The organism is Xanthomonas sp. DAR 80977 (genome assembly GCF_041240605.1).
GTDB classification, from domain to species: domain Bacteria; phylum Pseudomonadota; class Gammaproteobacteria; order Xanthomonadales; family Xanthomonadaceae; genus Xanthomonas_A; species Xanthomonas_A bundabergensis.
The window spans coordinates 4,715,795-4,728,309 of sequence record NZ_CP162487.1 but is presented as its reverse complement, the minus strand read 5'-3'; the positions used below and the strand labels follow the sequence as shown (position 1 = coordinate 4,728,309).

14 protein-coding genes are annotated in these 12,515 nt (G+C 70.0%); 9 read left to right on the top strand and 5 right to left on the bottom strand.

What is annotated here, in order from left to right; translation table 11 throughout:
* The first annotated feature begins 151 nt into the window (after positions 1-151).
* On the top strand, positions 152-913 hold the full coding sequence (locus tag AB3X10_RS20135; RefSeq protein ID WP_369977176.1) for an AAA family ATPase: 762 nt from the start codon (positions 152-154) through the stop codon (positions 911-913).
* 142 nt (positions 914-1,055) lie between these two features.
* Positions 1,056-1,376 carry a DUF3817 domain-containing protein gene (locus AB3X10_RS20130; protein ID WP_369981913.1) on the top strand — a complete coding sequence of 107 codons (321 nt, stop codon included), beginning with the start codon at positions 1,056-1,058 and terminating at the stop codon, positions 1,374-1,376.
* Positions 1,377-1,479: 103 nt separating this feature from the next.
* Here the strand turns inward: AB3X10_RS20130 and AB3X10_RS20125 are convergent, their stop codons facing one another.
* Complete coding sequence (locus tag AB3X10_RS20125) at positions 1,480-2,013, bottom strand: hypothetical protein (RefSeq protein WP_369977175.1); 534 nt, start codon at positions 2,011-2,013, stop codon at positions 1,480-1,482.
* A gap of 231 nt (positions 2,014-2,244) precedes the next feature.
* On the opposite strand from AB3X10_RS20125, the gene AB3X10_RS20120 reads away from it, so the two are divergent.
* The gene (locus tag AB3X10_RS20120) at positions 2,245-2,583 is read left to right on the top strand and encodes a hypothetical protein (protein WP_369977174.1); all 339 of its coding nucleotides are present in this window, start codon (positions 2,245-2,247) and stop codon (positions 2,581-2,583) included.
* 29 nt (positions 2,584-2,612) lie between these two features.
* Here AB3X10_RS20120 and AB3X10_RS20115 read toward each other — a convergent pair whose 3' ends face one another.
* Positions 2,613-3,716, bottom strand: coding sequence for a DUF1615 domain-containing protein (locus tag AB3X10_RS20115; protein WP_369977173.1), 1,104 nt, complete (start codon positions 3,714-3,716; stop codon positions 2,613-2,615).
* Positions 3,717-3,785: 69 nt separating this feature from the next.
* Positions 3,786-4,589: an NAD(P)H-dependent oxidoreductase gene (locus tag AB3X10_RS20110; protein WP_369977172.1), complete on the bottom strand. Its 804-nt coding sequence runs from the start codon at positions 4,587-4,589 to the stop codon at positions 3,786-3,788.
* An 86-nt stretch (positions 4,590-4,675) separates the two neighbouring features.
* Between AB3X10_RS20110 and AB3X10_RS20105 the strand changes: the two genes are divergently transcribed.
* Complete coding sequence (locus AB3X10_RS20105; RefSeq protein ID WP_369977171.1) at positions 4,676-5,569, top strand: LysR family transcriptional regulator; 894 nt, start codon at positions 4,676-4,678, stop codon at positions 5,567-5,569.
* 271 nt (positions 5,570-5,840) lie between these two features.
* Here AB3X10_RS20105 and AB3X10_RS20100 read toward each other — a convergent pair whose 3' ends face one another.
* Positions 5,841-6,677: a class I SAM-dependent methyltransferase gene (locus AB3X10_RS20100; RefSeq protein WP_369977170.1), complete on the bottom strand. Its 837-nt coding sequence runs from the start codon at positions 6,675-6,677 to the stop codon at positions 5,841-5,843.
* A gap of 215 nt (positions 6,678-6,892) precedes the next feature.
* Here AB3X10_RS20100 and AB3X10_RS20095 point away from each other — a divergent pair, with 215 nt between their 5' ends.
* The 4 genes from AB3X10_RS20095 to AB3X10_RS20080 all read left to right on the top strand — a co-directional run bounded on the left by AB3X10_RS20095 (position 6,893) and on the right by AB3X10_RS20080 (position 10,914).
* A complete protein-coding gene (locus AB3X10_RS20095) occupies positions 6,893-7,768 on the top strand; it encodes a DMT family transporter (protein WP_369977169.1) in 876 nt (291 codons plus the stop codon).
* Between the two features lie 202 nt (positions 7,769-7,970).
* Positions 7,971-8,318, top strand: coding sequence for a hypothetical protein (locus AB3X10_RS20090; RefSeq protein WP_369977168.1), 348 nt, complete (start codon positions 7,971-7,973; stop codon positions 8,316-8,318).
* Between the two features lie 148 nt (positions 8,319-8,466).
* A complete protein-coding gene (gene cycA, locus AB3X10_RS20085; protein WP_369977167.1) occupies positions 8,467-9,846 on the top strand; it encodes a D-serine/D-alanine/glycine transporter in 1,380 nt (459 codons plus the stop codon).
* A 156-nt stretch (positions 9,847-10,002) separates the two neighbouring features.
* Entirely contained in the window at positions 10,003-10,914 is a 912-nt protein-coding gene (locus AB3X10_RS20080; protein WP_369977166.1) for a CorA family divalent cation transporter, read from the top strand.
* 30 nt (positions 10,915-10,944) lie between these two features.
* Here the strand turns inward: AB3X10_RS20080 and AB3X10_RS20075 are convergent, their stop codons facing one another.
* Positions 10,945-11,304, bottom strand: coding sequence for a hypothetical protein (locus AB3X10_RS20075; RefSeq protein WP_369977165.1), 360 nt, complete (start codon positions 11,302-11,304; stop codon positions 10,945-10,947).
* A 301-nt stretch (positions 11,305-11,605) separates the two neighbouring features.
* On the opposite strand from AB3X10_RS20075, the gene AB3X10_RS20070 reads away from it, so the two are divergent.
* On the top strand, positions 11,606-12,505 hold the full coding sequence (locus AB3X10_RS20070; RefSeq protein ID WP_369977164.1) for an AraC family transcriptional regulator: 900 nt from the start codon (positions 11,606-11,608) through the stop codon (positions 12,503-12,505).
* Positions 12,506-12,515 lie beyond the last annotated feature (10 nt).

The following is a 12,515-nucleotide window of genomic DNA, read 5'->3' as shown; positions in this document are numbered from 1 at the left end:
CAGGGCGGTCGCCGTTACGCCGACGATCCGCCCGGTGCGCGTTCGCCGCTGTGTGCGTGTACGACTCGCGCGCAGGTGTCTTGCGCATCGCGCGCGGCGCGGCAAGACTTGGCGCCGTGGCGCCGGCCTCCCGCCGGCCGGGAGGGAACCCGTGCGCGCGATCGATGCCGAGCACTATCTGATGGATGTCACGCTGAAGCAGGACCGGGTGGCCTCGATGCAGGCCTGGCCGTATTCGCTGCCGGCGGTGCGCAACCTGGGCGTGCTGCGCTTCCATCCCAAGGTGACCTTCATCGTCGGCGAGAACGGCAGCGGCAAGTCGACCCTGCTGGAAGCGATCGCGGTGGCCTGGGGTTTCAATGCCGAGGGCGGGACCCGGAATTTCAACTTCAGCACGCTGGCCTCGCACTCGAACCTGCACGAGGCCTTGCGCCTGGGCCGCAGCGGCCGCCGCGCGCGCGATGGGTTCTTCCTGCGTGCGGAGAGTTTCTACAACGTGGCCAGCGAGATCGAGCGCCTGGATGGGACGCCATCGTTCGGCGCTCCCGTCATCGACAGCTACGGCGGCGTGTCGCTGCACGCGCAGTCGCACGGCGAGTCGTTCTTCGCGCTGATGCTGCACCGCTTCGGCGGCAACGGGTTCTACGTGCTCGACGAGCCGGAAGCGGCATTGTCGCCGTCGCGGCAGATGGCGATGCTGACGCGCCTGCACGAACTGGTGCAGCAGCGCTCGCAGTTCGTGATCGCCACGCATTCGCCGATCCTGATGGCGTACCCGCATGCCGACATCCTGCAGATCGGCGAGGACGGCTTGCAGCGCGTGGAGTACCGCGACACCGAACACTACCGGCTCACCCGCGCATTCCTGGAGCAGCCGCAGCGCATGCTGGAGACGCTGCTCGGCGACGATTGAAGGCATGGCGCGGCGGTTCGTCGCGGCCAGGCGCCGACCGCCGGCGCCGGATCTGTAGAATGGCGGCGCCAGCGGGCGTCGCCGCCGCCATCGCGTCGCGGCGTCTTTCTTCCCACTGGAGTTGCCTGTGCCTTCCCATCCGATGTCGCCTGTCGGCCGGCTGTTCGCCGCCGCCGCCTTCCTCGAGGGCCTGACCTGGGCCGGCCTGCTGCTCGGCATGCTGCTCAAGTACGGCACCCAGACCACCGAACTGGGCGTGTGGCTGTTCGGCCGCCTGCACGGGGTGGCGTTCCTGGTCTACCTGGTCGCCAGCGTGATCGCCGCGGTTCGGCTGCGCTGGCCGTGGTGGGCGTGGCTGTTGAGCCTGTTGGCGGCGCTGCCGCCGCTGGTCACGGTGCCGCTGGAGATGTGGTTCCGCCGCATCGGCCTGCTCGGCCTGCCGCAGCAGCGCGCGCGGCGATAGGCGCAGCCGGGCCACGTGCGAGCCGCCCGATCCTGGTGCGCGGCGCGAGGCAAGAAAAAAGCGGCCCAGGGGCCGCTTTTTTCTTGTCCATTGCCGCCGCCGCTCAGCCGTTGGTCACCAGATGGATGCGGTGCTTCTTGGCGTAGGCATTCTGCGCGGCGTCCAGCGCCGTCGCGTCCTTGTCGAGGGCGTCCGATTCGGTGTTCAGCCGCTCCAGCAGCGGCTGCACCTGGGCCTCGGTGTAGCCGTCGGGCAGCGCGGCGATCTCCTGCAGCGTCGCCAGCACCGTGTCGGTATTCTTGTAGTAGGACTTCAGCTTGACGTCCATGTCCTGCGCGTCTTCGGGAATGCCGAAACCTTCGTAGCCCCTGTTGGAGCTGGCGATCTGCTTGCGCGGATTGTCCAGCGCGTTGCGGTGCGGCTGCATCGACTTCAGCTCGCTCGCATCGGACAGCAGCCGCTCGCCGCGCTCGCCGCCGATCCACGGCTCGGTCACCGAGGTGATGCCGTTCCAGGCCGAGACGTTGTAAGTCAGGTAGTCCTCCGGCGACATGTTCTTTTTGCCGGTGGTGGGATCGCAGGCGGACAGCGCGGTCGCGCACAGTGCCAGCAGGACGAGGGTGACGAGATTCTTCAAGTGGATTTCCTTGGTGCGAACGAAGTACCGGCCGGGCGACCGGCGCGGTAGCGAAAGGACAAGGGAATCGACGCATGCGGCATGCCGGGGCGAGGCCGGCGCGATCATCCTTGATGTGTGCAATGGCGGCAGTCCGAGCCGATGCGCCGCAAGTATAGCGCCGGCACCGTTGCCGCGCGCTCGCCACGTTCCGCCGCAGCTCTAGAATGCAGGCGGTAGCGCAGGCGATGGATGGCGATGGGCAAGCGGCGGCGACGGCAACACACACGCGAATCCCCACCCGGGTTCGGCCGCCGGCTGGCCGGCCGCTTGCGCTGGCCGGTGTCGCTGCTGGTGGTCGCGCTGGCGGCGGCGAGCGCGTTGTTGAAGCTCTACCTGCTGGCGAAGGCGTTGCTGAGCGGCGTGTACACGAGCGGGTCCCGTGTCGGTTCGCCGCAGGTGTATCTGCTGGAGGTCGATCCCAGGCGCTACTGGTTCTGGATGGCATGGGACGGGGCGTTCACCGTCCTGTTGCTGCTGCTGGCCGCGGCCATCGCGTGGGTGTTCCTGGTGCTGGACAAGCCGAAGTAGCGCGCCGGCCGTTCGACCTGTCTGCTGCGTCACCTGCCCATGCAACGGCGCCAGCGCTCGGCGACGCGCTGCGCGAACCAGGCGGTGGTGAGGGTGCGGGTGATCTTCGGGCTTTCCAGGGTGATGCCGGGCAGGATCGCGCGCGGCAGCGGCTTGCCGGCGCTGCGCTCGGCCAGCGCGAAGACCTTGCGGTAGAGCGCGGTGTCGCCGAAGTCGGCGGCGTTGCCGCGCTGCAGGGCGCGGCGGATCTCCTTGTCGTCCAGCGCCAGGCGCGTGCCCAGGCTGCGCGCGGCGCGCTCGGTGGCGCCGGGTCGGTCGATGTCGCTGCCGGGGATCAGCAGGTCGCCGTCCAGCGCCAGGGTGGTGCCGCTGGCCTTCGCCAGTGCGGCCTGGAACGCCGCGTTGCGGCTGGCGTACCAGCCGGCGTTGAAGTCGGCGAAGCGGTACAGCAGGGCGTCGTAGTCGCTCGGGTAGCCGAGCAGGTGGCGGGTGCCGAACCACACGCCGCCGCGGCGGCTGAACACCTCGTGGCGCACCGTGTCCTGCAGCGGATACGGATACCCATCGGTATGCGCTTCGGCGAAGGCGATGCTCACCTGCATCGGCCCGCCGGTATGCACCGGGTTCAGCCCGCCGAACAGGCGCTGGCCCAGCGGCACGCTGCCGGCGAAGTCCTCGAAGATGCCGCTCAGTTCCTGCTCGGTGCGCGCGCTGGCGATGCGCTCGCCGTAGCTGCGGCCGTTCGGCGAATCCAATGCCAGCGCCGCGTCGAGCATGAACGCCGGAACATGCAGCGCGGCCGCGCGGCGGCCGAGTTCGGCGCGCGAAATCCTGCCCAGGCCGGGCACCGGCGGATTGGCCTGGTAGGTGGACTCCTGTTCGATCACCGCCAGCACCGCGCAGATGTTGTCGGGGCTGCTGGCCACGTCCTGCGAGGACAGGGCGACATAGACGTCGTTGGCCCAGCCGCTGCGGTCGGGGATCGTCGCCGGGATGCGCCGCGCGATGTCGGCCTTGATCTCGGTCGGGGTACGTTCCGGCGCGCGCGGCGCCTGCGTGGCACATGCGCCCAGCAGCGCGGTGGCGCACAGCGCGAGGAGGCGGGCGAGCGTCGAGCGGGTCGCGTGCTGCATGGTTCCGATGGCAGGCGCGACTTCTTCGTCGCAGGCGCCATCCTACAGGCGCTTCGGAATCGGCTGTGGCTAGCGCGGCGTTGCGTCCTCGCCGGGCACCCGCACATGCGCCGCGAATCCGCTCCGGTCCGGTGCGATGTCCGGCCGCAGCGTCAAGTCCGGGATCGCGTAGTCGCCGCCGTTCTGCTTGCGGAACGCGATCGGCGCCGCGCTCCACAGGGTGTCCAGGCGCTGGCCGAGCGCATCGCGGGTCTGCGCGAACCGCGCTGCGTCCATGCGGCTGCTGCGATAGACCACGAACGGCGGCAGCACGTCGAAGCCAGGGTAGTGCAGGATGCCGTGCTGGATCGGGAACAGCATGTCGTCGATCGGGCCGTTGATGCCGCGCGGCGCGTAATGCGACTCCCAGCCGCCGGTGGTGACGATCAGCATCGCGCGCTTGCCGGCCATGCTGCCCTCGCCGTAGCGGTCGCCCCAGCGCGCATCGGAATGTTCGCCGACGCCGTAGGCGAAGCCGTAGGCATAGACGCGGTCCACCCAGCCTTTCAGGATCGCGGGCAGCGAGAACCACCACAGCGGGAACTGCAGCAGCACCGCGTCGGCCCAGCGCAGCTTGTCCTGCTCGGCGGCGATGTCCGCGCTCTGGCGGCCGCTGGCGAAGGCGCGCTTGGAGTCCAGCGACGGATCGAAGCGATCGCCGGCGGCGCCGTCCAGGCTGTCCTGCGCATCGAGCGCCGGTTTCCATTGCATCGCATACAGGTCCGACACCTGCACCTGGTGCCCGGCGCCCTGCAGGCGCTGCACGGCGAACTCCTTGAGTGCGCCGTTGAGCGACATCGGTTCGGGATGGGCATGGACCAGCAGGACGTTCATGGGCGGGCTCGGGGAAGGAGGAGATGGGCAAGGTAGGCCACGGCTCGCTATAGTGGAAATGAATTACGGGAATTCCAGCTATTGTCATGCTTAATTTCGGACGCCTGGACCTGAACCTGCTGCTGACCCTGGACGCGCTGCTCGCCGAGCACAACGTGACCCGCGCCGCCGAGCGCCTGCATCTGTCGCAGCCCTCGGTCAGCGTGCACCTGGCCAAGCTGCGCGAGGCGCTGGACGACCCGCTGCTGCTGCCCGGGCCGCGCGGCATGCGTCCGACCGCGCGTGCCGAGGCCTTGCGCGCGCCGCTGCGGCAGGCGCTGGAGGCGCTGCAGCGCGCGGTGGCCGCGGATGCGCCGTTCGATCCCGCGCAGGCCGGTCACAGCTGGCGCGTGGCCGCGACCGACTACGGCGAATCGACCATCCTGTTGCCGGCGCTGGCGGCGCTGCGCCGCGCGGCGCCAGGCACGCGGCTGGCGGTGCTGGGGATGTCGCCGCCGCAGATCGCGCGCCAGGCCGAGCAGGGCGAGATCGACCTGGCCCTGCACACCCGCGACGGCGCGCCGCCCAACCTGCGCCAACGCACCCTGTTCGCCGAACGCTACGTGCTGGCCGGCCGCGCCGGACATCCGCGCCTGCAGCGGCGGCCGACGCTGGCGCAGTTCTGCAAGCTCGAGCACGTGATCGTGTCGCCGGACGGCGGCGGTTTCAGCGGCGCCACCGACCAGGCCTTGCGCGAGCGCGGGCTGCAGCGCCGGGTGGTGCTGTCGGTGCCGCATTTCCTGTTCGTCATCGACGCGCTGGTGCGCACCGATCTGGTGGCGATGCTGCCGGAACGGTTGGTGCGCCAGCACCCGGGCTTGCGGGTCTGCGCGCCGCCGCTGGCGGTGGCGGGTTACGAGATGGTCATGCTCTGGCACGAGCGCGTGCACCGCGATCCGGCGCATCGCTGGTTGCGCGAGCATATTGCCGCTTCGGTGTAGGGCGCGCGTTGCGGCTTTTTCCCAGCGTAGTGCGGACGCGACTGCGGATGGCTTCGGTTCATCGGTCGCGATGGGCGGTCTGTCGCGGCTGAAGCCGCTCCTGCATGGGCGTGCAGCAGGTCGGGAAGGGGGGATTGCATGCACCTTGGGAGGGGCTTCAGCCACGACGCTTTTTTCGATGTCGTCAGACCGACCGTTGCGCGTGCCGCACCGATGGTCAGAGGCGACCCGGCGCCGCTCCTGCAAGGACCTGCAACCGAATCGAGATGGACTAGCGGCGCGTCGCCAACACCCCGTCCAGCGCCAGGTCCGCGCGGAAGCCGGCCTTCTCCAGGCGCTTGGCCACCTCGCGCGGCACGTCGCGGCCGCTGGTCAACTTGTTCGGGCTGCCGGTGTAATGGAACAGGCGCCCGCCGCGGCGCAGGACCCGCGCCAGCTGGTCGTAGAACACCTGCGAATACAGTTCGCCGGCGATGCCGAAGCGCGGCGGGTCGTGCAGCAACGCATCCACCGAATCGCTGGCGATGGCGGCGATGGCCTGGGCGACGTCGGCATGCGCCAGCTGCAGGCGTCCGTCGCTGGCGGCCGGATCCGGCGACCACGGGTTGAGCGTGCGCAGCCACAGCACGTCGGCGTTCTTCTCGAACGAATGCAGCTGCGCCACGCCGGCCTCCAGCGCGCAGGCGGCGAAATAGCCCAGCCCGCCGCAGGTGTCGAGCACCCGCTTGCCGCGCGGTTCGATCAGCGCCACCTTGCGCCGCGCATCCTCGAACGGCGACAGCTGCGCGCTGGGCAGCATCTTGATGCCGTCGATCTCGAAGGTCGGCGCGCCCCATTCGGTCGGCACCAGCTTGATCAGCGCGCCGCCGAAGCGCGACACCGGCGCGAACTCCTCGCCGTCCCACCAGTAGATCGTGCGGTCCTTGAGCCTGGACGGATACGGATACGCCTGCCCGCGCCATTGCCAGCGGTCCGCGGCGAGCAGCGCCTGCCCCTCGCTGCGCTGCAGATCCAGCGATCCGGACCAGGTGGCGGCGCCGCCGGCATGGGCGGCAAGCAGCGCGTCGGCGAGCGGGCGGGTCAGCAGGGGGCCGGAATAAGGTGTCATGTCGGGAGAGGCGATGTGCCAGCGCGCATTGCGCAAGGCCAGGTCGTCGGAGCGGGGAGGGCATCGTATCCGAGCCTCGCGGCGAAGTCGTGCGCTGCCGCAGGCCCGCGCCGGCGCGCGCGGCGATGGTGGCGGTGGCGGCGGCGACGCATCATGATGCGCTCCTCCCCCCTCCAATGGCCGACGCCTCGCCGCGCCGGTGGCCAGGATCCGCGATGCTCAAAGGTGTGCTGCTCGGTTTCGCCTGCTATGCCGCCTATTCGATCAGCGATGCGTTCGTGAAGGGCCTGGAGGGCACGCTGCCGGCCTACGAGGTGGTGTTCTTCGGCGCCTTGCTGATGCTCGCCGCGCTGCCGTTCCTGAAGAAGCGCGGCGACCGCTGGCGCGAGGTGGTGGTGGCGCAGCGCCCCAGCATCTGGCTGCTGCGCGCGTTCACCGGGGCGGTCGGCAATCTTTCCGCGGTCACCGCCTTCACCCTGTTGCCGATGGCCGAGGCGTTCGCGCTGATCTTCCTGATGCCGATCTTCGTCACCGTGCTGTCGGTGCTGCTGCTCAAGGAGGAGGTGCGCTGGCGGCGCTGGCTGGCGGTGATCGTCGGCTTCCTCGGCGTGCTGATCGTGTTGCGCCCGGGCTTCCGCCACCTGGGCGAGGGCCATGTGGCGGCCATCGTCTGCGGCCTGGTCGGGGCGGTGTCGGTGATCAGCCTGCGCATGGCCGGGCCGGGCGAGAAGCGCCTGACCCTGTACGGCGCCGGCGTGCTCGGCCCGCTGCTGATGGGCGCGTTGCTGATGCTGCCGACCTTCGTGTGGCCGACCTGGCAGCAATGGGTGCTGCTGGCCGGCTATGGGCTGCTCGCCGGGCTGGCGGCGATCTTCCTGATGTACGCGTCGCGGCTGGCGCCGGTCAGCGCGGTGGCGCCGACCCAGTACAGCCAGATGCTGTGGGCGATCGGCTTCGGCTACTGGCTGTTCCACGACCATCTGGACTGGCCGATGGCGGTGGGCATCGCCTTGATCCTGGGCGCCGGGCTGTTCACCCTGGTGCGCGAGGAAAAAGTCACGCAGTGGTGGCGGCGCACCAAGATCGTGTGAGCCGCCGGCGCCAAGCGCGGCCTGCGCTGGCGTTCGCTCCGCTGCGGCTGTCCGCCGTGCGCCTCAGTGCGCAGGCCGCGCGCGATCAGCAAATCTCCGATGGCGTGCCATCCGCGCCGTGCCGATGCTGGCCTCTCACGGACGAGGCACGGCATGGCGCACGGCGCCGGTTCCTTTCTTCCATCGAACCTGGAGATTCTTCATGATCAACGAATTGGCGGGCGAGGCGATCGGCTTCGGCCAGGGGCCGTCGGGCCGCGTGGTGGCCGGCGTGGTGGCCGGCAATGGCCAGATCCGCAACGGCAGCGGCTTCTCGGTGGCGCGGACCGGCACCGGACACTATCTGCTGTCGTTCCAGCCGGCGTTCGAGACCCTGGGTGGCGCCGCCATCACCCAGATCTACGGCGGCGACGGCGACACCCGCGACAACGCGGTCATCATCCGCATCGACGCGCGGCAGGTGCTGATCAAGACCGGCGACGGCAACGGTGCGCAATCCGATCGCGACTTCAGTTTCGTGGCGCTGGGCCAGGGCGCCACGCCGGCCTGATCGGGGCTGCCGCGGCGGGGCGTTGCGCGCGGCATGGCCGCGTCCCGCCGCGGTTGCCGCTGTGCGCAGCCAGTCACCGCGCCGCTACTGGCGGACGTCGGCCGGGTCAACTATGTTGTCGGATTCTCCCCCGCCGATGGCCGCGCCCATGTCCGAACCGTCCGCCCAGCCCGACCACCTCAAGCGCAGCCTGTCCAACCGCCACCTGCAGCTGATCGCGATCGGCGGCGCCATCGGCACCGGCCTGTTCATGGGCTCGGGCAAGACCATCAGCCTGGCCGGACCGTCGATCCTGTTCGTGTACCTGATCATCGGTGTGATGCTGTTCTTCGTGATGCGCGCGATGGGCGAACTGCTGCTGTCGAACCTGGAGTACAAGTCGTTCATCGACTTCTCCACCGACCTGCTCGGGCCCTGGGCCGGGTTCTTCTGCGGCTGGACCTACTGGTTCTGCTGGATCATCACCGCCATCGCCGACGTGATCGCGATCGCCGCCTATGCGCAGTTCTGGTTCCCCGGCCTGGCGCCGTGGATCCCGGCGATGCTGTGCGTGCTGTTGCTGCTGAGCCTGAACCTGGTGACGGTGAAGCTGTTCGGCGAAATGGAATTCTGGTTCGCGCTGATCAAGATCGTGGCCATCTGCGCGCTGATCCTCACCGGCGCCGGGCTGGTGGCCTGGGGCTTCCAGTCGCCGTCGGGGCATGTGGCCTCGCTGGCCAACCTGTGGAACGACGGCGGCATGTTCCCGATGGGCATCGGCGGTTTCTTCGCCGGCTTCCAGATCGCGGTGTTCGCCTTCGTCGGCATCGAACTGGTCGGCACCACCGCCGCCGAGACCGCCGACCCGCGCCGCAACCTGCCCAAGGCGATCAACTCGATCCCGGTGCGGATCCTGGTGTTCTACGTGCTGGCGCTGGTGGCGATCATGGCGGTGACGCCGTGGCGCGAGGTGGTGCCGGGCAAGAGCCCGTTCGTGGAGCTGTTCGTGCTGGCCGGGGTGCCGGCCGCGGCCAGCCTGATCAATTTCGTGGTGCTGACCTCGGCGACTTCGTCGGCCAACAGCGGCATCTTCTCCACCAGCCGCATGCTGTACGGCCTGGCCGAAGAGCGGCACGCGCCGCGCGGCTTCGCCCGGCTGTCGCGCGCGGCGGTGCCGGCGCGCGGCCTGCTGTTCTCCTGCGCCTGCCTGCTCGGCGGCACGCTGCTGGTGTACCTGATCCCGAACCTGGTCACCGCCTTCACCCTGGTCACCACGCTGGCCGCGGTGCTGTTCATGTTCGTCTGGTCGCTGATCCTGTGCGCGTACATCGCCTACCGGCGCAAGCGCCCGCAGCTGCACGCGGCCTCGGCGTTCAAGATGCCAGGCGGCGTGCTCATGTGCTACGTGTGCCTGGCGTTCTTCGCCTTCGTGCTGGCGCTGCTGACCCTGCAGGCCGACACCCGGCAGGCGTTGCTGGCCAGCCCGGTCTGGTTCCTGATCCTGGGCATCGGCTATGCGTTGAAGCGCCGCGGTGGCGTGCGCGCCTGATGTCCGCCAGCGCGGCGTGGGCCGGCGTCGCGCGGCGACGGCGCTGGTCGGCGCAGTGTCGTGGCGTTGGCTGCCGCGGCGCTCGCCTGCGCCGTTGACGCGTGCTTCAGCCGCGGCGGAGGATGCTCGCGCCCTCCCGCCACGAAGCCGATCCCGATGATCACGATCCACCGCATCGCCGGAACGTCCGCCCAGCCGTTCTGTTGGGTGGACCTGTGCCAGCCCAGCCGCGAGGACCTGGCCGAGGCCGAACGCAACGTGGGGTTCGCCTTGCCCACGCACGCGGCGATCGGCGAGATCGAGTTCAGCAGCCGGGTGCGCATCGAGGGCGACGTGCTGTTCCTCAACGTGCCGCGCTTCCAGGACGACGACGGCCCGACCGCGCCGCTGGGTTTCGCGCTGTCGCCGCGGATGCTGGTGACCCAGCGCGAGCAGCGCATGGGCTCGCTGGAGGCGGTGGCCGCGCAACTGGAGAAGACGCCGTGCCGCAGCAGCGACGATCTGTTGCTGCGCCTGCTCGACCAGATGGTCGGGCGCCTGGCGGACCGGCTGGAAGCGCTGGAGGCGGAGATCACCGAGACCACCCGCGTGGCCTTCGACGAACCGCACAAGTCGCGCGACCTGGAGCGGATGCTGCATGCGGTCGGCGGCATGGGCCGGCGCCTGGGCGGCATGCACAACGCCGGCCAGGGCCTGCTGCGCCTGGCCACCTACCTGGACGGCGCCGCGCCGGACTGGTTCGGCGAGGGGGCGGCCAAACGCATCGGCCTGCTGCACAAGGACCTGGTCACCCTGGGCGAATTCGAGCAGCACCTGGACGACCGCGTCGAGTTCCTGCTCGACAGCGTGCTGGGCATGATCAACATGGACCAGAACAACGTGATGAAGGTGATGGCGGTGGCGTCGGTGGTGGGCATCCCGCCGACCGTGCTGGTCGGCATCTGGGGCATGAACTTCGCGCACATGCCCGAGCTCAAATGGCACGACGCCTACTACTGGGCGCTGGGCGTGATCGCGCTGAGCGTGGTGCTGCCGCTGGCCTGGTTCCGCCGCCGCGGCTGGGTGTGAGCGCGGCGGCGGCCGTCGGCGCCGCCGTGCCTAGGCGGCGAGGCTGTCGGCTTCGGTTTCCGTCTCGCTGTCGTCGCGCTCTTCGCCGCTGACGTGCTGCACCGGCGCGATGTCCCAGGACACCGTGTCCGGATCGATCAGCGCGTGGATCGCGGCGCCGCGCAGCTCGCGCATCAGCCGCCGGGCCGAGGCGGTGCCGTGCGCCACGCTGTCCCACAGCAGCATGTCGACCACGGTGCCGTCGCGGCGCCGGGCGATGCGCCGCGAGCGGAAACCGGGCTGGCGCTGCAGCCAGGCATCGACCTCGGCGTTGGCGCGCAGGAAGGTGCGCCAGGTGCAGTCCTGCAGGCGGAAGGTGGTGATTTCCAGGGCTTCGGTATGCGCTTGCATCGGCTCAGCCCTGCGCTTTGCGCGGCGCGGCGCAGTGGTGGGAAAGGGCGCGGCAGGGCGCGGCGGCGGCGCTCGGCGCAAGGGAAGGGGAGGAGGGACGCAGGATGGGCATGGGAGCACTCCGGTAGACGCGGCGGGGGATCCGGCCTGCACAGGATGCGAGCGCGGGGCGGCGGCGCGTTATCGCGATCCCGCGGAATTCTTGTCCGATCCTGCAAACCGTGCCGTGGCGGCGACCGCGCCGTCGCAGCATCAGGCAAGCTGTACGTCCCTGGATTGCCCGCCACTGCGCCCGACGCCGATGACCGCGCTTGCCGACCGCTATCAAGAAATGGCCGCACTGGTTGCCCGATTGGCCGCGCCCGACGGCGATGGCGACACCGCCATCGACGGCCTGTTCTGTTCGCACCGCACCGCGCCGTCGCCGAAGACGCATACCGCGCAGTGGCCGTGTTTCGCCCTGGTGGTGCAGGGCGAGAAATGCTTGACCCTGGGCACGGAGGAATACCGCTACGGCGTCGGCAACTACCTGCTGGTGGCGCTGGACCTGCCGGTGGTGTCGCGGATCACCCAGGCCAGCCCGGAGCAGCCCTTGCTGGGCGTGGGCATGGCGATCCGCCCGGACCGGTTGCGCGACCTGCTCGAGCGCATCCCGCTGCCGGCGCAGGCCAGCGCCGATTGCGTGCGCGGCGTGTCGGTCAACACCGCCTGCCCGGCGCTGCTGGACGCCACGCTGCGCATGCTCCGGCTGCTCGAACGGCCGGAAGACATCGCCGCGATGGCGCCGTTGATCGAGCAGGAGATCCTGTATCGCCTGCTGACCGGCCCGTGCGGGCCGAACCTGCTGCGCATCGCGCAGGAGGACAGCCCCAGCAACCGCATCGCCAAGGCGATCGCGTGGCTGCGCCAGCACTACGCCGAGCCGGTGCGGATCGAGGACCTGGCGCGGCAGGTGAACATGAGCGCGTCGTCGCTGCACCACCATTTCAACGCGGTGACCTCGATGACCCCGCTGCAATACCAGAAGCAGCTGCGCCTGCGCGAGGCGCGGCGGCTGATGGTGGTGGAGCGGATGGACGTGGGCTCGGCCGGCTACCGCGTCGGCTACCAGAGCCCGTCGCAGTTCAGCCGCGAATACAGCCGCCTGTACGGCCGCTCGCCGCGCACCGACCTGGCCGAACAGCTCGGCCTGGGTGGCTGATCGCGCCGGC

What these genes read in the sequence shown, in the direction of transcription:
- cycA (WP_369977167.1), top strand. Translation starts at nt 8,467, where the DNA reads ATGTCCGAACCGTCCGCCCAGCCCGACCACCTCAAGCGCAGCCTGTCC.
- AB3X10_RS20120 (WP_369977174.1), top strand. Translation starts at nt 2,245, where the DNA reads ATGGCGATGGGCAAGCGGCGGCGACGGCAACACACACGCGAATCCCCA.
- AB3X10_RS20100 (WP_369977170.1), bottom strand. Translation starts at nt 6,677, where the DNA reads ATGACACCTTATTCCGGCCCCCTGCTGACCCGCCCGCTCGCCGACGCG.
- AB3X10_RS20115 (WP_369977173.1), bottom strand. Translation starts at nt 3,716, where the DNA reads ATGCAGCACGCGACCCGCTCGACGCTCGCCCGCCTCCTCGCGCTGTGC.
- AB3X10_RS20105 (WP_369977171.1), top strand. Translation starts at nt 4,676, where the DNA reads ATGCTTAATTTCGGACGCCTGGACCTGAACCTGCTGCTGACCCTGGAC.
- AB3X10_RS20075 (WP_369977165.1), bottom strand. Translation starts at nt 11,304, where the DNA reads ATGCAAGCGCATACCGAAGCCCTGGAAATCACCACCTTCCGCCTGCAG.
- AB3X10_RS20090 (WP_369977168.1), top strand. Translation starts at nt 7,971, where the DNA reads ATGATCAACGAATTGGCGGGCGAGGCGATCGGCTTCGGCCAGGGGCCG.
- AB3X10_RS20110 (WP_369977172.1), bottom strand. Translation starts at nt 4,589, where the DNA reads ATGAACGTCCTGCTGGTCCATGCCCATCCCGAACCGATGTCGCTCAAC.
- AB3X10_RS20130 (WP_369981913.1), top strand. Translation starts at nt 1,056, where the DNA reads ATGTCGCCTGTCGGCCGGCTGTTCGCCGCCGCCGCCTTCCTCGAGGGC.
- AB3X10_RS20070 (WP_369977164.1), top strand. Translation starts at nt 11,606, where the DNA reads ATGACCGCGCTTGCCGACCGCTATCAAGAAATGGCCGCACTGGTTGCC.
- AB3X10_RS20080 (WP_369977166.1), top strand. Translation starts at nt 10,003, where the DNA reads ATGATCACGATCCACCGCATCGCCGGAACGTCCGCCCAGCCGTTCTGT.
- AB3X10_RS20095 (WP_369977169.1), top strand. Translation starts at nt 6,893, where the DNA reads ATGCTCAAAGGTGTGCTGCTCGGTTTCGCCTGCTATGCCGCCTATTCG.